The sequence below is a fragment of the Pseudomonas boreofloridensis genome (assembly GCF_030580795.1).
Lineage (GTDB): Bacteria > Pseudomonadota > Gammaproteobacteria > Pseudomonadales > Pseudomonadaceae > Aquipseudomonas > Aquipseudomonas boreofloridensis.
Window position 1 is genome coordinate 84,972 of record NZ_JAUQOQ010000014.1, and the last position, 21,041, is coordinate 106,012.

General features: G+C 64.8%; 20 protein-coding genes. 11 read left to right on the forward strand and 9 right to left on the reverse strand.

Annotated features, from left to right (window positions below; genetic code table 11):
* The first annotated feature begins 44 nt into the window (after positions 1–44).
* From Q6A47_RS16925 to ggt, 4 genes are all read left to right on the forward strand, one after another.
* Positions 45–1,499, forward strand: coding sequence for a coniferyl aldehyde dehydrogenase (locus Q6A47_RS16925; protein WP_369811534.1), 1,455 nt, complete (start codon positions 45–47; stop codon positions 1,497–1,499).
* A 129-nt stretch (positions 1,500–1,628) separates the two neighbouring features.
* Positions 1,629–2,108, forward strand: coding sequence for a pantetheine-phosphate adenylyltransferase (coaD, locus tag Q6A47_RS16930; protein ID WP_029612389.1), 480 nt, complete (start codon positions 1,629–1,631; stop codon positions 2,106–2,108).
* Positions 2,109–2,233: 125 nt separating this feature from the next.
* Entirely contained in the window at positions 2,234–2,485 is a 252-nt protein-coding gene (locus Q6A47_RS16935) for a YfhL family 4Fe-4S dicluster ferredoxin (RefSeq protein ID WP_039582535.1), read from the forward strand.
* Positions 2,485–4,179, forward strand: a complete 1,695-nt coding sequence (gene ggt / locus Q6A47_RS16940) for a gamma-glutamyltransferase (protein ID WP_304484866.1) — start codon at positions 2,485–2,487, stop codon at positions 4,177–4,179. The genes Q6A47_RS16935 and ggt overlap by 1 nt, the downstream gene beginning before the upstream one ends.
* A gap of 7 nt (positions 4,180–4,186) precedes the next feature.
* On the opposite strand, the gene mutM is transcribed toward ggt, so the two are convergent.
* Together mutM and Q6A47_RS16950 are read right to left on the reverse strand one after the other, a co-directional pair.
* Positions 4,187–4,999: a bifunctional DNA-formamidopyrimidine glycosylase/DNA-(apurinic or apyrimidinic site) lyase gene (gene mutM / locus Q6A47_RS16945; RefSeq protein ID WP_304484867.1), complete on the reverse strand. Its 813-nt coding sequence runs from the start codon at positions 4,997–4,999 to the stop codon at positions 4,187–4,189.
* A gap of 3 nt (positions 5,000–5,002) precedes the next feature.
* Positions 5,003–5,821, reverse strand: a complete 819-nt coding sequence (locus Q6A47_RS16950; protein ID WP_205419315.1) for an HDOD domain-containing protein — start codon at positions 5,819–5,821, stop codon at positions 5,003–5,005.
* Between the two features lie 194 nt (positions 5,822–6,015).
* Between Q6A47_RS16950 and Q6A47_RS16955 the strand changes: the two genes are divergently transcribed.
* From Q6A47_RS16955 to Q6A47_RS16965, 3 genes are all read left to right on the forward strand, one after another.
* Positions 6,016–6,552, forward strand: coding sequence for a type 1 glutamine amidotransferase domain-containing protein (locus Q6A47_RS16955; RefSeq protein WP_029612394.1), 537 nt, complete (start codon positions 6,016–6,018; stop codon positions 6,550–6,552).
* Positions 6,553–6,667: 115 nt separating this feature from the next.
* Complete coding sequence (locus Q6A47_RS16960; protein WP_039582530.1) at positions 6,668–7,864, forward strand: class I SAM-dependent rRNA methyltransferase; 1,197 nt, start codon at positions 6,668–6,670, stop codon at positions 7,862–7,864.
* A 206-nt stretch (positions 7,865–8,070) separates the two neighbouring features.
* Positions 8,071–8,676, forward strand: coding sequence for an MFS transporter (locus Q6A47_RS16965; RefSeq protein ID WP_304484868.1), 606 nt, complete (start codon positions 8,071–8,073; stop codon positions 8,674–8,676).
* 110 nt (positions 8,677–8,786) lie between these two features.
* Here Q6A47_RS16965 and mgtE read toward each other — a convergent pair whose 3' ends face one another.
* Positions 8,787–9,833 carry a magnesium transporter gene (mgtE, locus tag Q6A47_RS16970; protein WP_304484869.1) on the reverse strand — a complete coding sequence of 349 codons (1,047 nt, stop codon included), beginning with the start codon at positions 9,831–9,833 and terminating at the stop codon, positions 8,787–8,789.
* A 480-nt stretch (positions 9,834–10,313) separates the two neighbouring features.
* Between mgtE and ilvD the strand changes: the two genes are divergently transcribed.
* The gene (gene ilvD / locus Q6A47_RS16975) at positions 10,314–12,155 is read left to right on the forward strand and encodes a dihydroxy-acid dehydratase (RefSeq protein WP_029612398.1); all 1,842 of its coding nucleotides are present in this window, start codon (positions 10,314–10,316) and stop codon (positions 12,153–12,155) included.
* A gap of 63 nt (positions 12,156–12,218) precedes the next feature.
* Here ilvD and Q6A47_RS16980 read toward each other — a convergent pair whose 3' ends face one another.
* The gene (locus Q6A47_RS16980; RefSeq protein ID WP_039582527.1) at positions 12,219–12,683 is read right to left on the reverse strand and encodes an Lrp/AsnC family transcriptional regulator; all 465 of its coding nucleotides are present in this window, start codon (positions 12,681–12,683) and stop codon (positions 12,219–12,221) included.
* Positions 12,684–12,809: 126 nt separating this feature from the next.
* On the opposite strand from Q6A47_RS16980, the gene Q6A47_RS16985 reads away from it, so the two are divergent.
* The 3 genes from Q6A47_RS16985 to Q6A47_RS16995 all read left to right on the forward strand — a co-directional run bounded on the left by Q6A47_RS16985 (position 12,810) and on the right by Q6A47_RS16995 (position 15,328).
* Positions 12,810–13,136 (forward strand): ACT-like domain-containing protein, encoded by a 327-nt coding sequence (locus Q6A47_RS16985; protein WP_304484870.1) that lies wholly within the window; start codon positions 12,810–12,812, stop codon positions 13,134–13,136.
* A 114-nt stretch (positions 13,137–13,250) separates the two neighbouring features.
* Positions 13,251–14,927 carry a GspE/PulE family protein gene (locus Q6A47_RS16990; RefSeq protein WP_304484871.1) on the forward strand — a complete coding sequence of 559 codons (1,677 nt, stop codon included), beginning with the start codon at positions 13,251–13,253 and terminating at the stop codon, positions 14,925–14,927.
* Between the two features lie 92 nt (positions 14,928–15,019).
* The gene (locus Q6A47_RS16995) at positions 15,020–15,328 is read left to right on the forward strand and encodes a DUF2388 domain-containing protein (RefSeq protein ID WP_304484872.1); all 309 of its coding nucleotides are present in this window, start codon (positions 15,020–15,022) and stop codon (positions 15,326–15,328) included.
* Positions 15,329–15,374: 46 nt separating this feature from the next.
* Here the strand turns inward: Q6A47_RS16995 and gcvH are convergent, their stop codons facing one another.
* The 5 genes from gcvH to Q6A47_RS17020 all read right to left on the reverse strand — a co-directional run bounded on the left by gcvH (position 15,375) and on the right by Q6A47_RS17020 (position 21,032).
* A complete protein-coding gene (gene gcvH, locus Q6A47_RS17000; protein WP_304484873.1) occupies positions 15,375–15,758 on the reverse strand; it encodes a glycine cleavage system protein GcvH in 384 nt (127 codons plus the stop codon).
* A gap of 46 nt (positions 15,759–15,804) precedes the next feature.
* Positions 15,805–16,887: a glycine cleavage system aminomethyltransferase GcvT gene (gene gcvT, locus Q6A47_RS17005; protein ID WP_304484874.1), complete on the reverse strand. Its 1,083-nt coding sequence runs from the start codon at positions 16,885–16,887 to the stop codon at positions 15,805–15,807.
* A 124-nt stretch (positions 16,888–17,011) separates the two neighbouring features.
* Positions 17,012–18,634: an ABC transporter permease gene (locus Q6A47_RS17010; protein WP_304484875.1), complete on the reverse strand. Its 1,623-nt coding sequence runs from the start codon at positions 18,632–18,634 to the stop codon at positions 17,012–17,014.
* A 73-nt stretch (positions 18,635–18,707) separates the two neighbouring features.
* A complete protein-coding gene (locus Q6A47_RS17015) occupies positions 18,708–19,712 on the reverse strand; it encodes an extracellular solute-binding protein (RefSeq protein WP_039582514.1) in 1,005 nt (334 codons plus the stop codon).
* Positions 19,713–19,814: 102 nt separating this feature from the next.
* A complete protein-coding gene (locus tag Q6A47_RS17020) occupies positions 19,815–21,032 on the reverse strand; it encodes a 2-octaprenyl-3-methyl-6-methoxy-1,4-benzoquinol hydroxylase (RefSeq protein ID WP_304484888.1) in 1,218 nt (405 codons plus the stop codon).
* Between the last annotated feature and the right edge of the window lie 9 nt (positions 21,033–21,041).

Consider the following 21,041-nt stretch of genomic DNA (forward strand, 5'->3'; position numbering starts at 1 on the left):
CGACAGGTTCACGGACCGAGGCGTAGGGAGTATAAGCTGGCCAGATGCCCACTTTGCACGGAGCTGCCGTGAGTTCGTCCAATCCCCCGCCCGTTGAATCATCCGACCTCGCCCTGCAACGCTTGTTCGACGCTCAGCGCCGCGCGTTTGCCGCCCACCCGATGCCACCCGCCGATCAGCGTAGGCAATGGCTGAGGCACCTGCGCGAAACCCTGCTGGCTAATCGCGAGCGTTTGATCGACGCCATCGACGCCGACTTCGGTGGACGCAGCGCCGATGAAACCCTGTTCGCTGAACTGCTGCCTACCGTGCACGGGCTGCGGCATGCCGAACGCCGCGTGCGACGGTGGATGAAACCCCAGCGGCGCAAGGTGGGCCTGGCGTTTCAACCGGCCCGCGCCCACGTGCTGTGGCAGCCGTTGGGCGTGGTCGGCATCATCGTTCCCTGGAATTACCCGCTGTTCCTGAGCATCGGTCCGCTTACCGATGCGCTGGCGGCGGGCAACCGCGCCATGCTCCAGCTCAGCGAGGCCACGCCGCAGACCGCTGCGCTGCTCAAGCACCTGCTCGAACAGGTGTTCCCGAGCGACCTGGTCAGCGTGGTGCTGGGTGAGGTCGATGTCGCCCAGGCCTTCGCCCGGTTGCCGTTCGATCACCTGTTGTTCACCGGCGCCACGGCCATCGGCCGCCAGGTCATGCAGGCCGCAGCGGCCAACCTCACGCCAGTGACCCTGGAGCTGGGCGGCAAGTCGCCCGCCATTGTCGCGCCCGACGTGCCGTTGGCCATGGCCGCCGAACGCATCGCCTTCGGCAAGACGCTCAATGCCGGGCAGACCTGCGTGGCCCCGGACTACGTGCTGGTCCCACGCCAGCAGCTGGACGCGTTTGCCCAGGCCTATCGGGCGGCCGTGACCCGGCTGTACCCGCACATCGCCGACAACCCCGACTACAGCGCCATCATCAACCCGCGCCAGTTGCAGCGCCTCGAACACCTGCTGCAGGACGCCCGCGACAAAGGCGCCCAGGTGCTCGACCTGTATCCGCAGGAAGGGCGCCAGGGCCGGCGACTGCCACCGCACCTGCTGCTGCAGGTGAGCGATGACATGCAGGTGATGCAACAGGAGATCTTCGGTCCGCTGCTGCCGCTGGTGCCCTACGACGATCTGGACGACGCCCTGGCCTATATCGCCCAGCGCCCTCGCCCACTGGCCCTGTACTATTTCGGCTACGATCGCCGCCAACAGGCTCGCGTGCTGGCGCACAGCCACTCCGGTGGCGTCTGCCTGAACGACACCCTGCTCCATGTCGCCCAGGATGACTTGCCGTTCGGCGGGATCGGCCCCTCCGGGATGGGCCATTACCATGGTCAGGCGGGTTTCCAGACCTTCAGCAAGGCCAAGGCCGTGCTGGTCAAGCAGCGCGTGAACCTGGCCAGGCTGATCTACCCGCCCTACGGCACGGCGCTGCAGCGCTTGGTGCAGCGCCTGTTCATCCGCTGATGGCAGCGCGGGCATGACAGCCAATAGACGCACTGTCTATAGTGCCATCAGCCGGTCACATGACTTGGCCCGGCAGCAGTCGCTGCGCTACCATCCGACTCCCCAACGCACTCCAGCCAGGATGACGCGATGAACCGAGTGTTGTACCCGGGTACTTTCGACCCCATCACCAAAGGCCATGGCGACCTGGTCGAGCGCGCGTCCCGCCTGTTCGACCAAGTGGTCATCGCGGTGGCCGCCAGCCCCAAGAAGAATCCGCTGTTCCCGCTGGAACAACGGGTGGCGCTGGCTCGTGAGGTCACCAAGCACCTGCCCAATGTCGAGGTCATCGGCTTCTCCACCCTGCTGGCGCAATTCGCCAAGGAGCAGGGCGCCAATGTGTTTCTGCGCGGGCTGCGTGCGGTGTCCGATTTCGAATACGAATTCCAGTTGGCGAACATGAATCGCCAATTGGCGCCGGACGTGGAGAGCCTGTTCCTCACACCGTCGGAGCGCTATTCGTTCATTTCCTCGACCCTGGTGCGGGAGATCGCCGCGCTGGGCGGCGATATCAGCAAGTTCGTCCACCCCTGCGTGGCCGACGCACTGACCGAACGCTTCAAGAAGTAGTCATGCCCGCCTGAACCTGACGTGGGCGCGCCACCGCGCCTGCGTGCACTGCGCGCAGTAATGCGGCACAATTGCGCGCATTGCCTTGATACATGCCTGGGCGGCAAGCCCTGGCCGGAGTCCCAATGTCCCTGATCATCACCGACGATTGCATCAATTGCGACGTCTGCGAACCCGAGTGCCCGAACGCCGCCATCTCCCAGGGCGAGGAGATCTACGTGATCGATCCGAACCTGTGCACCCAGTGCGTGGGCCATTACGACGAGCCGCAGTGCCAGCAGGTCTGCCCGGTCGACTGCATCCCCCTGGATGACGCGCACCCGGAAACCGAAGACGAGCTGATGGCCAAGTACCGCCGGATCACCGGCAAGGCCTGATGACCGTGCTCGGCGCGATTCGCCAGGCGCTGCTCGGCGCCGCCCTGGCGCTGCTGGCCAGCGCCGCGCTCGCCGACGGCCCAGGTCGGGCCGCCATCGCCAGCCCACACGCCGACGCCACGGCCGCCGCGCGACAGGTGCTGGCGCAGGGCGGCAACGCCTTCGACGCCGCCATCGCCATCAGCGCCGCACTGGCCGTGGTCGAGCCATACGGTTCGGGGCTGGGCGGCGGCGGGTTCTTCCTGCTGCGCCAACAGGGCGAGCCAACGCGCTACGCCTTCCTCGATGCCCGCGAACGCGCGCCAGGGGCGGCGTCGCCGGACATGTACCTGGAAAATGGCAAGGTCCGTGCGGGGCTGTCCGTCAATGGCCCCTTGGCCGCCGCCATTCCCGGCTTGCCCCAAGCCCTCGCCGACCTCGCCGCCACCCACGGCAAACTCCCGCTCAAAGACAGCCTGGCCCCGGCCATCCGCCTGGCCAACCAAGGCTTTACCGTCGACCGCATCTACCGCGACCGCGCCAGCATGCGCCTTGACGCGCTGCGCGCCGACGCCGAAAGCACCCGCCTGTTCTTGCGCGACCAGCAGGTGCCCGCTCTCGGCACCCGTATCCGCCAGCCCGAACTCGCTGCCACCCTGCAGGCGCTGGCCGACCACGGCCGCGATGGCTTCTATGGCGGAGCGGTCGCGCGGCGACTGGTGGCAGGCGTTCGCCAGGCCGGAGGGCTGTGGACGCTCGACGACCTCGCTGATTACCGCACGGCCTGGCGCCAGCCGCTGCGCTATGCCTTGGCCGATCAGCGCGAACTGATCAGCAGCCCGCCGCCGTCGGCGGGTGGCGTGGCGCTGGCGCAAAGCCTGGCGATGCTCCAGCGCCTGCCCTGGCAGAGCGCCGGGCCGGTGCAACGCAGCCACTACGTGGTCGAGGTGCTGCGCCGCGCCTATCGCGACCGGGGTCTGCTGGGCGATCCAGACTACGTCGCCAACCCCATCGACCGCCTGCTGGCGCGTTCGTACCTGACCTCGCTGGCCGACAGCATCGATGTGCACCAAGCGACCCCCAGCAGTGCGCTGCCGCCGGCACCGGCCTGGCGCGAAGGCGACCACACCACTCACTTCACCGTGATCGATGCCGCTGGCAATGCCGTGTCGGCCACGCTGTCGGTCAACCTGCCGTTCGGCGCCGCCTTCACCGTGCCCGGCAGCGGCGTGGTGCTGAACAACGAGATGGACGATTTCGCCGCCGACCCCAGCGGCAGCAACAGCTACGGGCTGGCCGGCAGCCAGGCCAATGCCGTGGCCGCGGGCAAGCGTCCATTGTCGAGCATGACCCCCAGCTTCCTGGAAAGTCCGTCACAGCTCGCCAGTTTCGGCACACCGGGCGGCAGCCGGATTCCGAGCATGGTGCTGCTGTCGATGCTGAGTTTCCTGGAAGGACGACCGGTGAGCGACTGGCCCGCCACGCCCCGCTACCACCATCAGTACCTGCCGGATGTGATCGAGCACGAGCCCGATACCTTCGACGACGCGCAAAAAGCCGCGCTGCGGGCGCGTGGTTACACGCTCAAGGATCTGCAGCGCAGCTACGGCAACCAGCAGGTGGTGTATTGGAACAAGCGCGCGGGCACGCTGGAAGCGGCCAGCGATCCACGCGGGGAAGGTCAGGCCACGGTGCTGGAGGCTGCCCGGGAGTGAGCGGCGCTCAGCGCTGGCAGCGTGGGCAGAACACGCTGGCGCGCTGGCCGAGCTTGACCTCGCGCAGTTCGCTGCCGCACACCTTGCAAGCCTCGCCACCCCGCCCGTAGGCATACAGCTCCTGCTGGAAATAGCCGGGCTGGCCGTCGCCGCCGATGAAATCACGCAACGTGGTGCCGCCGCGCTCGATGGCGGCGGCGAGCACCCGCTTGATCTCGATCGCCAGCTTCAGATAACGCGCCCGGCTGATGCCGCCAGCAGAGCGGCGCGGGTCGATACCCGCAGCGAACAGCGCTTCGGTGGCGTAGATGTTGCCCACGCCGACCACTACGGCGTTGTCCATGATGAACGGCTTGACCGCCATCGACCGCCCGCGCGACAGCTGGAACAGCCGCTCACCGTCGAACAGCTCGGTCAGCGGCTCCGGCCCCAGGCGCGCCAGCAGTTCGTGGCCGAGCGGGTCATGGCTCCAGAGCATGGCGCCGAAGCGACGCGGGTCCGTGTAGCGCAGCATCAGCCCGGATTCCAGCTCGATGTCCACGTGTTCGTGCTTGGCCGCCGGCAAGCCCTGCTCGACCAGGCGCAGGTTGCCAGACATGCCCAAGTGACTGATCAGCGTACCGACCTCGGCGTTGATCAGCAGGTACTTGGCCCGCCGCTCGACGCTGAGAATGCGTTGGCCCGAGAGGCGCACATCCAGGTCTTCAGGGATCGGCCAGCGCAAGCGGCGATCACGCACCACCACCCGGCTGACCCGCTGTCCTTCAAGGTACGGCGCGATACCGCGTCGGGTTGTTTCGACTTCCGGCAACTCAGGCATGGATCAACGGCCACTCAGTTCGCGAATGTTCTGCTTGAGGCTGTCGAAGTCGTATTCCGACAGCCCGATGTAATCGAGTACCAGCGGGCCGACCGCGTTCCATTCGTGATCTTCGCTCTGGTTGCCCAGCACCCGGTAGGACGCGCAGATGTGCTCGGCCATCTTCAGCACCGCCAGCAGGTTCTTCAATTGAGTCTGGCCATTGCGCGACGTGTCGTCGCGGAAGATCGACAGCGCGTTGTGATGATTGGCGATGGCGCCGCTGATGTGCTCGGGCAGGCGCCACGACTTGGCCGTGAAGTAGCCCACCACCGAGTGGTTGGTGTTGAGGGCGCGGTTTTCGGTGTCGACCACGCGGTTGTCCGCGCTGGCATTGGCGTAGGCGTCTTCCAGCACGTCCATGTAGTTGGGGAAACGCTTGAGCATCAGCGGCACGCCGCAGTCATGGAACAGGCCGAGCGTGTAGGCCTCGTCCACCGCCTGGATGCCGGTGCGCTTGGCCAGGGTCAGGCAGGTCATGGCCACGTCCTGGGCGGTATCCCAGAACCGGTTGAGGGTGACGATGGTCTCGTCGCTCATCTCACCCTTGATCGACTGGGCGTTGATCAAGTTGATGATCGAGCGGCTGCCCAGCAGGTTCACCGCGCGCTGGATCGAACCGATCTTGTTGGCCAGGCCGAAATGCGGCGAGTTCACCAACTTGAGCAACGCGCCGGACAGACCGGGGTCTTGGGCGATGAGCTTGGCGATGGTTTCCAGGTCCGGGTCGGGCATGTACTGCTCGAACTGCAGGTCCACCATGATCTGCGGCTGGGGCGGAATGGTGATGCCCTGCAAGGCTTGCTGGATCTGTTCGGCGGTAAGTTCCTGGGACATGGCTGCGCACTCGGGGATAAGGGGGAATTCTAACCCTGTACGCCGGCAGGGCACCAACCACTGAATCGTTCGCCGGGAACTTTACTTTAGGGCCGGCGGCCTCCTTTCTCACACCTATCGAAGAAATGGAGTAACAACTCATGACCGCACAACTCAACGGCAAGCGCGTGGCCTTTCTGGTGACCGACGGCTTCGAGCAAGTCGAGCTGACCGGCCCGCGCGATGCGCTGCTCCAGGCCGGCGCCCAAGTGGATGTGCTCGGCGAGGAGACCGGCAGCGTGCGCGGCTGGAACCACGACAAGCCGGCCGATGCCTTCCAGGTCGATGCCACGTTCGATGACGCCCAGGACACGACCTACGACGCCATCGTACTGCCAGGCGGCGTGCAGAACTCCGACACCATCCGTCTGATTTCGGGCGCGCAGAAACTGGTGAAAAGCCACGCCGCAGCGGGCAAACCCCTGGCGGTGATCTGCCACGGCGGCTGGTTGCTGATTTCCTGCGACTTGGTCAAAGGCAAGCGCATGACCAGCTTCAAGACCTTGCAGGACGACATTCGCAATGCAGGCGGTCAGTGGGTGGATGAAGAGGTGGTGGTGGACGGCAACCTGATCAGCAGCCGCCAGCCTGACGATATCCCGGCATTCAACGCGCAATTGATCAAAGCGCTGAGCTGAGCCTCTCGCGGCCTGAACCGCAGCCACGGCGAGGTCGCTTTGCGCCTCGTCGCGCTGCGCTGCGAATCCAGCCAGCGACACGCTATACTCCCGCTCTTTTTTCCGGAGCGACGTCATGTCCCTGCCCAGCCTTCGTCTCAAAGCCAATGCCGACCGCCGTTTGCGCGCCGGTCACCTGTGGGTCTACAGCAACGAGATCGACGTGGCTGCGACCCCGCTGCAGGGCCTGAAGGCCGGGCAGCAGGCGATCCTCGAAGCGGCCAACGGCAAGCCGCTGGGCGTGGTCGCCGTCAGCCCGAACAACCTCATCTGCGCGCGCCTTCTGTCGCGCGACAGCAAGCTGGCGCTGGACAAGTCGCTGCTGGTGCACCGTTTGAACGTGGCCTTGTCGCTGCGCGAACGGCTCTTCGAGCAGCCCTGCTATCGCCTGGTCTACGGCGATTCCGACTTGCTGCCTGGGCTGGTGGTCGATCGCTTCTACGACATTCTGGTGGTGCAACTGGCCTCGGCCACCATGGAAGCGCACAAGGACGAAGTGATCGCCGCGCTGGTGCAGGTGCTCAAGCCCAGCGGCATCCTGTTCAAGAACGACTCCGCCGCGCGCGACGCCGAAGGCCTCGCGCGCTATGTCGAGACGGTCTACGGCGACGTGCCGGATTGGGTCGCCCTGGAAGAGAACGGTGTGAAGTTCGAAGCCCCGGTGCGTGAAGGCCAGAAGACCGGCTGGTTCTACGACCACCGCATGAACCGTGCGCGCCTGGCGCCCTACGTCAAAGGCAAGCGCGTGCTCGACCTGTTCAGCTACATCGGTGGCTGGGGCGTGCAGGCCGGTGCTTTCGGCGCCAGTGAAGTGTTCTGCGTCGATGCCTCGGGCTTCGCCCTGGATGGCGTCGAGCGCAACGCCGCGCTGAACGGCATCGCCGACAAGCTGACCTGCATCGAAGGCGATGTGTTCGAAGCGCTGCGCGAACTCAAGGCCGCCGAAGAGCGCTTCGACGTGATCATCGCCGACCCACCCGCCTTCATCAAACGCAAGAAGGACCTGAAGAACGGCGAAGCGGCCTACCGTCGCCTCAACGAACAGGCCATGCGCATGCTGAACAAGGACGGCATCCTGGTCAGCGCCTCGTGCTCGATGCACCTGCCCGAGGACGATCTGCACAACATCCTGCTGACCAGCGCCCGCCACCTGGACCGCAACCTGCAACTGCTCGAGCGTGGCGGTCAGGGCCCGGACCATCCGGTGCACCCGGCCATCGCCGAAACGCGCTACATCAAGAGCATCACCTGCCGGTTGCTGCCTAATAGCTGACCACGGTTCGGCGCGGTTTGAAAAAGCCCGGTATTGGATAGCCAATGCCGGGCTTTTTTACGCGTTAGATAACCTACGAAGCAACAGCGGAAAGCTCCTACGAGTTGTTGAGAATTTTCAGCCGATATAGAAGCTTGCCTCTCTAGATATTTTTTCTACCCTAAGAAATGTCGCAATGATGCCGTAAACCTCCCATACCCGGTGCGATGAAAAGCTACAGCATCTTGATTCGCGACCCTCGCTTCTTGGCCTACTCGATCCTTTCTGCTTTTGCATTCGCCTGCCATTTTTCCTTCATCGTCGTATCACCGTTACTGCTCATGAACCGCTTGGGACTTTCCGAGTACGCCTTTTCGATGGTTTTTCTTGGCTATGGATGTGCCTACCTGGCCGGCGGCATCATCGCCAGTGCGATCAATGGGCGGATATCCACACACACTCAGATTCGCGTCGGCCTTGGGCTCATCGGTCTGGCAGGTGGGGTGCTGGTCGTCTGGCTCACATGGACCGCGTTGTCCATCACGGCGCTCTTGGTGCCCATGATCGTCTGCACGGCAGGCACCACGATCGTAAGGCCCGCGGCCACCTGCGCAGCACTGGAACGTCATCCTGAACGCGCAGGCGCCGCAGCGGCGCTCGGTAATACGCTGCTGTTCGCGATTGGGGGCGCGGCGAGCGGGCTGATCGCGATGATGCAAGCCAGCCTACCGATGAGCCTGGGCTTGGGTTTCATCGGCGTGAGCCTGTGCGGCGCGGTGGTGCTCGAAAGGCTGTCGTCCGTTGCAGCCGAGCCCACTGCAACACGCCCTTGAGCAGCAGGAGCAGCGAGCCCGAGAAGACCAACGTCCGACCCGACGCACGCGCCCGGCTGAGGACGAGCGCCCAGGTCTGCATACCCCCTGTCACTACGTCTGCGCCAGCCTCACAACTCCAGCACCACCGAAGCGATACCGAAGTAGATCAACACGCCCACTGCGTCGGCGATCGATGTCACCAACGGGCCGCTGGCGGTGGCCGGGTCCAGCTTGAAGCGGCTGAGCAGGAACGGCAGGCTCATGCCGATGAGGCTGCCGATCAGCACGATCACCAGCATGCTGCTGGCCACGATCACGGCAATCTCCGGCCCACCGCGCAATATGCCGAGCGATGCCACGGCCACGGCCATGGTGCCGCCCAAGGCCAGTGCCACGCCGCACTCGCGGGCCAGCATTCGCATCCAGTCGCGCATCACCACTTCGCCCGTGGCCAGGCCGCGCACCATCAAGGTCGCGGACTGGGCACCGGCATTACCGCCGCTGTCCACCAGCAGGGGCAGGAAGAACACCAAAGCGATGTGCGCGGCGATGGTGTCTTCGAACGCTGCGATACCGGCCCCGGAAAACAGATTGCCGAACACCAGCACCACCAGCCAGAGCACGCGCTTGCGGTACATCAGGCCGATGGTGGCGTCCTTGAGGTTGCCGATGTGGTTGGTGATCGACGCGCCTTTATGAAAGTCCTCGGTGGCCTCTTCCACCATCACGTCCAGTGCCTCGTCGCAGGTGACGATGCCCACCAGGCGCCCGAGTTCGTCGAGCACCGGCACGGCCAGCAGGTCGTGCTCGCGGATCAGCCGCGCGACTTCCTCCTGGCGTGTGGCGGTGCTGACGCAGAGCACCTTGCGCACCATGATGGCGTCTATCGGCTGGTCGGGCGCCGCCAGGATCAGCTCGCGCAGCGACAGGGTGCCAAGCAGGTTCCGCGCGGCATCCACCACGTAGGACTGATAGATGGTTTCAGCATCTGCTGCCTCGCGGCGCAACATGTCGATGGCCTGACTGGCCGTAAGCCCGCTATCGAGGTGCGTGTACTGGCTGATCATCAGCGCGCCCGCTGTACCGGTCTCATAGGTGTCGGCCTGCAGAAACCGGTCCCGCTGCGCCTGGGCGGCCTGGCGCAATTCGAGCGGATTGGATGGGGTGTAGTGCATGGGAGATTCTCCAGGCGCCGTGACAGGCGCCTGCTGACCTCAGCCACGCGGGCTCAAGCCTTCGCAAGCCCTGGCGACGGCGCGCTCAGTGCCAGAATGCAAGTTCGCGATGAACTGAAACTGGGAAGGTCCATTGAGGTAATAGCTCGTGAAGCCGCACATGCGGCGCGGGGATGATAGGGAGCGTAGCGAGGGAAGAACACCGCCCAACTCGCGTTTGGGACAAGTCCTACAACTACCGCAGCGAGTCGTGAAAGCCACCGTCCAGACACATCGCCATTTCCTCACCGCCCCAGCGGTGTAGAATCGGCCTATTCATCGCCAGACATCCCCAGGCGGGTTTATGAGCTCTGGCCAGGCACGCGGCGATCCCGCGCAGTCCCGGCCCCATCCGTGCAGCGGCAACCGGTCTGCGGCGCCAAGGACAAGCGAAGCTCACTCCCCTTACCAGTGACCTGATCAAGCCGCCAGGAGTGCGTCATGCCTGATTACCGTTCCAAGACCTCCACCCACGGCCGCAACATGGCCGGTGCCCGCGCGCTGTGGCGTGCCACCGGCATGAAGGACGATGACTTCAAGAAGCCGATCATCGCCATCGCCAACTCCTTCACCCAGTTCGTCCCGGGTCATGTGCACCTGAAGGACCTGGGCCAGTTGGTCGCTCGAGAAATCGAACGCGCCGGTGGCGTCGCCAAGGAATTCAACACCATCGCCGTGGACGACGGCATCGCCATGGGCCATGACGGCATGCTGTACTCGCTGCCCAGCCGCGAGATCATCGCCGACGCCGTCGAGTACATGGTCAACGCCCACTGCGCCGACGCCATCGTCTGCATCTCCAACTGCGACAAGATCACCCCCGGCATGCTGATGGCCGCCCTGCGCCTGAACATCCCGGTGATCTTCGTCTCCGGTGGGCCGATGGAAGCCGGCAAGACCAAGCTGGCCAGCCACGGCCTGGACCTGGTCGATGCCATGGTCATCGCCGCCGATTCCTCGGCCTCCGACGAAAAAGTCGCCGAGTACGAGCGCAGCGCCTGCCCGACCTGTGGTTCGTGCTCCGGCATGTTCACCGCCAACTCGATGAACTGCCTGACCGAAGCCTTGGGCCTGGCCTTGCCGGGCAACGGTTCGACCCTCGCCACTCACGCCGACCGCGAGCAGTTGTTCCTCACTGCCGGACGCACCATCGTCGAGCTGTGCAAGCGCTACTACGGCGAGAACGACGAGTCGGTGCTGCCGCGCAACATCGCCAACTTCAAGGCGTTCGAGAACGCCATGATGCTCGACATCGCCATGGGCGGCTCGACCAACACCATCCTGCACCTGCTGGCCGCAGCCCAGGAAGCCGAGGTGGCCTTCGACCTGCGCGACATCGATCGCCTGTCACGCACGGTACCGCAGCTGTGCAAGGTGGCGCCGAACATCCAGAAGTACCACATGGAAGACGTGCACCGCGCCGGTGGCATCTTCAGCATCCTCGGCTCGCTGGCCCGTGGCGGGCTGTTGCACACGGACCTGCCGACCGTGCACAGCCGCAGCATGGAAGAAGCCATCGCCAAGTGGGACATCACCCAGACCGATGACGCCGCCGTGCACACCTTCTTCAAGGCAGGCCCAGCCGGCATCCCGACCCAGACCGCCTTCAGCCAGTCGACTCGCTGGGACACGCTCGATGACGACCGCGAGAACGGTTGCATCCGCAGCGTCGAGCACGCCTACTCGCAGGAAGGCGGCCTGGCCGTGCTGTACGGCAATATCGCCCTGGACGGCTGCGTCGTGAAAACCGCCGGTGTGGACGAGTCGATCCACGTGTTCGAGGGCACCGCCAAGATCTTCGAAAGCCAGGACAGCGCCGTGCGCGGCATCCTCGCCGACGAAGTGAAGGCCGGCGACATCGTGATCATCCGTTACGAAGGTCCGAAAGGCGGTCCGGGCATGCAGGAAATGCTCTACCCCACCTCGTACCTGAAGTCCAAGGGCCTGGGCAAAGCCTGCGCCTTGCTCACCGACGGCCGTTTCTCCGGCGGCACCTCGGGTCTGTCCATCGGCCATGCCTCGCCGGAAGCGGCGTCGGGCGGCGCGATTGGTCTGGTGAAGGATGGCGACAAGGTGCTGATCGACATTCCCAACCGCTCGATCAACCTGTTGGTCAGCGACGAGGAGCTGGCGGCGCGCCGTGCCGATCAGGACAAGAAAGGCTGGAAGCCCGCCGAAGCGCGACCACGCAAGGTGACCACCGCCCTGAAGGCTTACGCCCTGCTGGCGACCAGCGCTGACAAAGGCGCGGTACGCAACAAAGCCATGCTCGACGGCCTCTGAAGGTTGCGAGCCTGACCGAACCGGCGCCCACAGCGCCGGTTTTTTTTGCGCCCGCAGTTTGCATTACAGCGGCAGGCTGGTGGTCGACTTGATCTCGGACAGCGCCACGATCGAATTCACTTCCTGGATCCCCGGCACGTTCGACAGCTTCTCGAAGAAGAAGCGCTCGTAAGCCTCGATATCGGCCGTGACGATCCGCAGCAGGAAGTCCACCGAGCCCATCAGCACGTAGCACTCCAGCACTTCGGGAAATCCACGGATCGCCTCGGTGAACTCGGTGAAGTTGGAGCGTCCATGGGCGTTGAGCTTGACCTCCGCGAAAATCTGCGTGTTCAGACCCACTTTACGGCGATCGAGCAGGGTGACCTGAGCGCGAATGACCCCTTCGTCTTTCAACCGCTGTATCCGTCGCCAGCAGGGGGACTGGGAAAGCCCCACGCGCTCGGCAATCTGCGCGCTGGACAAGGACGCATCTTCTTGGAGCAATTCGAGAATGCGCCGGTCATAGGCATCCAGTTCGCCGTGCATGATTGATCCTTTTATTTACGGTTATGAGACTTGATCTAGTCTCAGGCTCAGTTCAACCGAGGAATAATAACGAAGAAATGCCTGTTTCGACCTGGGAGAATGCTCTGCATCCAATGGGAGACCTTCATGAATGCACTCGAACGCCAAGAGACCCCCGCGCGCAGCGATGCCTGGGCGGCCAGTGTCCACCTTACCGAGGTGCGTTATCGCCTGGATATCGAGGCCGAACCCGACAGTTTGTGTCGAGTGCTGAACCTGTTCGCTCTGCAATTTCTCACGCCACACAGTGTGCAGGTCTGTCAGCACGATGACGTGCTGCACGTGGAAATCGGTATCGCCGGACTGAGCTGGCACCGTGCCGGTGTGATCGCACAGAAAATGCGCAACCTGGTGTGCGTGGGCGAAGTACTGCTGGAAAACGTACCCAGGCTGTCGGAAGTCGTCGTTGGCTGAGGCGCGTCGATGCCGCTGCGACCGCGCAAGATCCGGAAACCCATTTTTACCGGACCGTATTTCAACCCCGGCTAAGCTTGCCCAGGCCTTCAGCAGCCCGGCAAGGATGCCGCCATGCACAGCTCACACGATCACAGCCTCGACCTCAATCGCCTACTCGAAGCGCTGCTGGCCGAGCAGCGCTTGGACCCTGCCGATACGCTTCGCGTGCTCGAGCACACCAGTCACCCGCCGAGCCATCCCCTGGAGATTCTCGCCAGCCTGTCCCTGAAAGACCGCCTGCGGCCCGGCCATACACTGGATCTGGATACCCTCTGCCAATGGCTGGCAGACAAGACCGGCCTGCCCTATGTACGCCTTGACCCGCTGACCATCGACCTGGCCGGGGTGGCGGACCTGATCTCCCCGGCCTTCGCTCGCCGTCATGGCATCCTCGCCGTGGACAGGGACGACACCGCGGTCACCGTGGCCAGTACCCAGCCCTATCAGCGCGAATGGGAGGCCGACCTGGGACGCAGCCTTGGCCAGCCGATCCGTCGCGTACTGGCCAATCCGGCGCAACTGCGCCAACTCACGGACACCTACCAGCACCTGGCGCACTCGGTACAAGGCGCCCAACAGCAGCGCGCCAGCCTGGGCGCACTGGAACACCTGCTGGAACAGAGTGGCAGAACGACGGCCAACAACGCCGACGACGCGCACATCGTGCACATCGCCGACTGGCTCCTGCAGTACGCCGTCGAGCAGCGCGCCAGCGATATCCACCTGGAGCCACGTGGCGATCAGGGCCAACTGCGCTATCGCATCGACGGTTTGCTGCACACGGTGTACGTGTTTCCAGCCAGCGTGACCTTGGCACTGGTCAGCCGCCTGAAGCATCTGGGGCGAATGGACGTGGCCGAGAAACGCCGCCCTCAGGATGGTCGTTTGAAAAGCCGTCTGCCCGACGCCAGCGAAATCGAATTGCGCCTGTCCACCCTGCCGACTCCCTTCGGCGAAAAGCTGGTGTTGCGCATTTTCGATCCGGAACAGTTGCATGAAGACTTCGAGCGCCTGGGGCTGGAAGGCAGCTTGCTCGAGCAGTGGCAAACGCTGCTGGCCCGGCGCCAGGGCATTGTCCTGCTGACCGGCCCCACCGGCTCCGGCAAGACCAGCACGCTCTATGCCAGCCTCAAGTACCTCGCTACACCCGAGATCAACCTGTGCACCATCGAAGATCCCATCGAACGGCTGGAGCCCGGCCTGAACCAATTGCAGGTCCAGCCGGCGCTCGACTTGAGCTTCGCCAATGGAGTGCGAGCGTTGCTGCGCCAGGACCCTGACATCATCATGATCGGCGAAATCCGTGACCGGGAAACGGCGCAGGTCGCGGTGCAAGCCGCCTTGACCGGTCACCTGGTACTTTCCACCCTGCACACCAACGACGCCTGCAGCGCTATCACCCGCTTGCAGGAACTGGGCGTTGCCGACTACCTGATCAAAGCCACGCTGATCGCGGTCATGGCCCAGCGTCTGGTCCGGACCTTTTGCGTGGCTTGCCACGGCAGGTCAGGGGAGAACGATGCGTCGTGTAGGACCTGTCGCGGAACTGGCTACAAGGGGCGCACTGGGCTGTTCGAACTGCTGGTGCTCTGCGAAGCTCTGCGAGCGCGAATCGGCGCCCGGATGGACCTGGCGAGCCTGCGACAGCAAGCTTTTGCCAGGGGTATGCGGGACTTGCGCCGATGCGGCGAAGACAAGGTTGCACAGGGGCTGACCAGCCTGCAGGAGGTTCTGCGGGTATGCCCCTGAGCACCGCCCCTATCTTGCGCGCAAAGGAACTTGCCTCAGGCAAAGCGATCGAATCCGGCACCTGTGCGCCCTAACCTTCCGAGGTATTCAACATGCGTCTCAAATCCGCCATTGCGGCCGCTGTCATGCTGTCTCTGCCCGTGGGCTCCGCCCTGGCATCCTGGCGCGACATCATCTCTTCCGGCGCGACCACCGCCTCCACGTACCTGACCTTCAAGGACCACAAGCTGGTCGCGGCGGCACAGGATGACGCTGGCAGCTTCGTCGCCAGCGACGGCGCGATCCGCGGTCCTTACCTGGAAGCCGCGATGCGTCAGGTACGGGCTGAGAACCCCGATGTACAAGCCACCGACATGGACTTGGCCAACGCCATCCTGGCCAGCAACCTCGACGCGAAGTAGTCACCTCGCGTGCAGTGCGGGGCAGCCTGATGGCCGCCCCGGTCACTCATTCCCCGATTGCCGCCTGGTAACCTGCAGCATCCAGCAGCTTGTCCAGTTCGGCCGCATTGTTCGGCTTGAGCTTGAAGATCCAAGCCTCGTAAGGTGCTTCGTTGAGCTGCTCCGGGCTGTCGGCCAGTGCTTCGTTGACGGCGATGACTTCACCGCCGACCGGTGCATAGATATCCGACGCGGCCTTGACCGATTCGACCACACCTGCGGCATCACCCGCCGCGAACACCTTGCCGACTTCGGCCAGTTCGACGAAGACCACATCGCCCAGAGCTTCCTGGGCATGGTCGCTGATGCCCACGGTGACGCTACCGTCAGCCTCCAGGCGAGCCCACTCGTGACTTTCAGCGAAACGCAGGTCGGCGGGGATATTGCTCATGTGTCGTTTTCCTCGATTGGCTCAGCGGCGTACCGCCGGTAATGGTTCAGATCAGAATCTTGCCGTGGCGCACGAAGGTGGGTTTGACCACGCGCACCGGATACCACTTGCCGCGAATCTCCACCTCGGCACGCTCACCCGTGGCCATGGGTACACGCGCCAAGGCGATGGACTTGATCAGCGTAGGGGAGAAACTACCACTGGTAATCTCTCCTTCGCCAATCCCGGCGACGCGAACGGTCTGATGAGCGCGCAGGACACCGCGTTCTTCCAATACCAGGCCGACCAATTTCTCTTCAACCCCACGCTCGATTTCCGCGAGCAGACCGCCGCGCCCGATGAAATCGCGCTCCGCCGGCTCCCAGGCGATGCTCCAGCCCAGGTTGGACGTGAGCGGCGTATGGCGTTCGTCGATATCCTGGCCGTACAGGTTCATACCGGCTTCCAGACGCAAGGTATCGCGCGCGCCGAGGCCGCTGGGCGCGATGCCGGCGCCGACCAGATCGTAGAAAAAGGTGGCCGCCTGATCGGCCGGCAGGATGATTTCCAGACCGTCCTCCCCGGTATAGCCAGTGCGGGCGATGAACCAGTCCCCGTCGGTCACCCCCTCGAACGGCTGTAGCGTGCGGATCAGCACCGCCCGCGCGGCACTCAGCAGCGCTGCGACCTTCTCGCGCGCCTGCGGGCCCTGGATGGCCAGAATGGCCAGATCCGTGCGCGGGACCAGGTTTACGGCATGGCCTGCGCAGCAGGCATTCAACCAGGCCAGCACCTTTTCGCGGGTGGCGGCATTGGCCACCAGTCGGTAGCCCGCCTCGGTTCGGTAGGCGATGAGGTCATCGATGACCCCGCCCTGCTCGTTGAGCAACGGGCTGTAGAGCGCCTTGCCGGTGCGGTCGAGGCGGATCACATCGTTGGCCAGCAGACGGCGCAGCCAGGGCATGGCATCTGCACCGTCAAGGTCGATCACACTCATGTGGGAAACATCGAAAACGCCGCAATCGCGGCGCACCTGATGATGTTCTTCGACCTGCGAGCCGTAATGCAGGGGCATGTCCCAACCACCGAAGTCGACCGTCTTGGCGCCAAGCGCCAGGTGCAGGTCGTACAGGGGCGTGCGCTGTCCCATGGGTTTCTCCTTCCGGGCGTGGCGAGGCAGAGGCGGTCGGCGCTGTTCGATCAGCGCGGGCTATTGCAGGACCGGCCTCGGCGAATGCCGCGCATTGTAGCGGCAAGGGCCAGGGCTGACACCCTCAGCACGCTTGCCCAGGGCCGCGCGCCGAGCGGCGAATCAGCAGGATGACCGGCAGCAGCCCGACCAGCACCAGGGTCAGGGCCGGCAGCGAGGCGCGCGCCCACTCCCCTTCGCTGGTCATCTCGAAGACGCGCACGGCCAGGGTGTCCCAGCCGAACGGACGCATGAGCAAGGTCGCCGGCATTTCCTTCAGCACATCGACGAAGACCAGCAATGCAGCGCTCAACACGCCCGGCACCAGCAACGGCAGATACACCCTGAAAAACAATCGCGGCCCGGCCACGCCCAGGCTGCGCGAAGCCTCCGGCAGCGAGGGCCTGACCCGCGCCAGGCTGCTCTCCAGCGGCCCATAGGCTACGGCGATGAACCGCACCAGATACGCCAGCAATAGGGCGGATACGCTCCCCAATAGCAATGGCTTGGCCGCGCCACCGAGCCAACTGGACAGCGGGATCACCACGTGGTTATCCAAGTAGCTGAAGGCCAACATGATCGACACCGCCAGCACCGATCCCGGCAAGGCATAGCCCAGATTGGCCAGCCCGACGCCGGCGCGGATCGAGGCACTGGGCGCCTGGCGTCGGGCGAAGGCCAGCACCAGCGCCACGCACACGGTGATCAGCGCCGCCATGCCACCGAGAGAGAGGGTATGCAGGATCAACCCGGCATAGCGCTCATCCAGGTCATGGCGGCCACGCTGCCAGAACCACGCCAGCAGTTGCAGCAGCGGAATCACGAACGCGCAGGCGAAGACCAGCAGGCACCAGCCACTGGCGGCCAGGGCCTTGAGTCCACGCAGGTGATACAGGGCCTGGCCACGCGCACGCTCGTTGGCGCTGCGCGTCGCGCCACGGACGCGGCGCTCGCCGTACAGCACCAGCATGACCGCCAACAGCAGCAGGCTGGCCAACTGCGCGGCGCTGGACAGGCTGAAGAAGCCGTACCAAGTCTTGTAGATGGCCGTGGTGAAGGTATCGAAGTTGAACACCGCCACCGCGCCGAAATCGGCCAGGGTTTCCATCAGTGCCAGGGCGACCCCGGCGCCGATGGCTGGCCGCGCCATGGGCAACGCCACCCGCCAGAAGGCCTGCAGCGGTGAGAGGCCCAGTATCCGCGCCGCCTCCATCAGCCCCCGGCCCTGGGCCAGAAACGCACTGCGAGCCAGCAGGTAGACGTAGGGATAGAACACCAGCACCAGCACCACGATCACACCGCCGGTGGAGCGCACACGGGGCAGGCGCAGAGGACCGAACAGTTCACGCAACGCGCTTTGCACGGGACCGGCGAAATCCAGCAGGCCGACGAAGACGAACGCCAGCACGTAGGCCGGAATGGCGAAGGGCAGCATCAGCGCCCAGTCCAGCCAGCGCCTGCCGGGGAATTCGCAGAGGCTGGTGAGCCACGCCAGGCTGACGCCGAGCAGGGTGACGCCCAGGCCGACGCCCACCACCAGCGTCAAGGTATTGCCCAGCAGACGACTCATCTGGGTGTCGAGCAGGTGCGACCAGATCTGAACATCGATCGACTGCCAGGACAGCACCAGCACGCTCAGGGGCAGCAGCACCAGGGCAGCGATGAGCGAGACCGGAACATACCAGCGGCGTTGGGGAGTGTGGGGCAAAGTGGATGAGTCCAGTGGCTGGGGTGGTTGCGTTGCGGCGATCGCGGGGTGAACCCGCGATCAGGTTCATGACTCAGTTCCAGCCAGCCCGGTCCATCAAGCGAATGGCTTGGGCCTGACGCTTGCCAGCCACCTCCACCGGCAGGCTGTCAGCCTTGAAGCTGCCCCAGGCCGCGACCTCGTCCGACGGCTTGACCTTGGGATTGGCCGGAAACTCCTGGTTGATGTCGGCGAACAGCTTCTGCGCCTGCTCACCGGTCATCCACTCCACCAGCTTCTTCGCCGCCTCGGGGTGAGGCGCGTGCTGGGTCAGGCCGATGCCCGACAGGTTAACGTGCACGCCACGGTCGCCCTGGTTAGGCCAGAAGATCTTCACCGGCAGGTTCGGATCGATCTTGTGCAGGCGGCCGTAATAGTACGTATTGACCACGCCGACATCGCACTGACCGGCCGCCACGGCTTGAATCACGGCGTTGTCGTCGGAGAACACATCGGTGGACAAGTTGTTGACCCAGCCTTTGACCAGCTTCTCGGTCTCGGCCTCGCCATGCGCCTCGATCAGCGTGGCGGTGAGCGACTGGTTGTAGACCTTCTTCGCCGTGCGCAGGCACAGACGGCCTTCCCACTGCTTGTCGGCCAGGGCTTCGTAGGTGCTCAGTTCAGCGGGCTTGACCCGGTCACTGGCGTAGACGATAGTCCGCGCCCGCAGGCTCAGGCCCGTCCAGTCATGGGAAGCGGCGCGGTACTGGGGCGGAATGTTGCGGTCGATGATGTCCGACTTGATCGGCTGCAGGATGCCCATCTGCTCGGCCTGCCACAAGTTGCCGGCATCGACGGTGAGCAGCAGGTCGGCCACGCCGTTCTGGCCCTCGGCCTTGATGCGCTGCATCAACGGCGCTTCCTTGTCGGTGATGAACTTGATCTTCACCCCTGTTTCGGCGGTGTAGGCGTCGAACACTGGCTTGATCAACTCGTCGATGCGCGAGGAATACACCACCACTTCGTCGTCCGCCGCCTGGGCAGTGCCAGCGAACAGGGTCAGCGCCAGGGCGGCGAACAGAGGCTTGCGGGGCGACATGGCGAGGGCTCCAGGGGTAAGTGAGGCGCAAAGGGTAGTGAATCTCATTTGCCTACTCACCCACTGAGCCGTTACCAGATGTTGCAAAGGAACGGCTGACCCTCAGGCTTTTGCCAGCGCCGGCAGATCGCCGCTCAAGCCCAGCGCCTGACGCACGAACAGCGCCTTGGCCTCGGGCAAGTCCTGCACCACTTTCAGCCCCGTGTTGCGCAGCCAGCGCAGCGGCAGCGGATTGGCCTGGAACAGGCGCTCGAAGCCCTCCATGGCCGCCATCAACGCCAGGTTGTGCGGCATGCGTCGGCGCTCGTAGCGGCTCAACACCTTGACGTCCGCCAGGCACTCGCCACGCTCGCTGGCACGCATCAGTTCCTCGGCCAGCACGGCAGCGTCGAGCAACCCCAGGTTGACCCCCTGACCCGCCAGTGGGTGGATGGTATGGGCGGCATCGCCAATCAGCACCAGGCCTTCGTCCACATAGCGCTTGGCATGGCGCTGACGCAGCGGCACGCACAGGCGCGGATCGGCATGCTCGACCTCGCCCAGGCGCCCCTCGAAGGCGCGCTCCAGCGCCCGGCAGAATGCCGCGTCGTCCAGCGCCATGGCCTGCTCGGCCTGCTCCGGCGTGGTGGACCAGACGATCGAGCACCAGTGTTGCCCGCCATCGCGCGCCAGCGGCAGGAACGCCAGCGGCCCCTCGTCTGTGAAGCGCTGCCAGGCCGTGGCCTGGTGCGGCGCACTGCAACGCACGCTGGTGACGATGGCGTGATGCAGGTAATCCCATTCGCGGGTGGCGCAACCGGCCAGGCGACGCACCGCCGAGTGGGCGCCGTCGGCCGCCACCACCAACGGTGCGCGCACGCGTCGACCGTCGGCCAGGGTGACCAGCCACTCGTCACCGGAGCGACGCAGCTGTTCCAGACGGGCATTGGGCACGAGGCCGACATCGCTGTCGTGCAGGCGCTCGAGCAGGCCGTCCTGGACCACGCGGTTCTCGACGATGTGGCCCAGCACCTGGGCATGCACGCTGGCCGCCGAGAAGTGGATCTGCCCGGTGCCGCTGCCGTCCCACACCTGCATGTCCGAATATGGACACACGCGTCGCCCGGCGATGCCTTCCCAGGCGCCGAGGCGCTCAAGGATGCGCTGGCTAGCGGCCGACAGGGCACTGACCCGCGGCTCGAAGGGCGCCGCCGCCTCGAACGGCTTGACCGACAGAGGCCCGCCATCGACCAGCAGCACCTGCAGCCCGCTGTGGCGCAAGGCGAGCGCCAGGGCGCTGCCGACCATACCGGCTCCGACAATCAACAGATCCGCGCGCATGTCCATGCC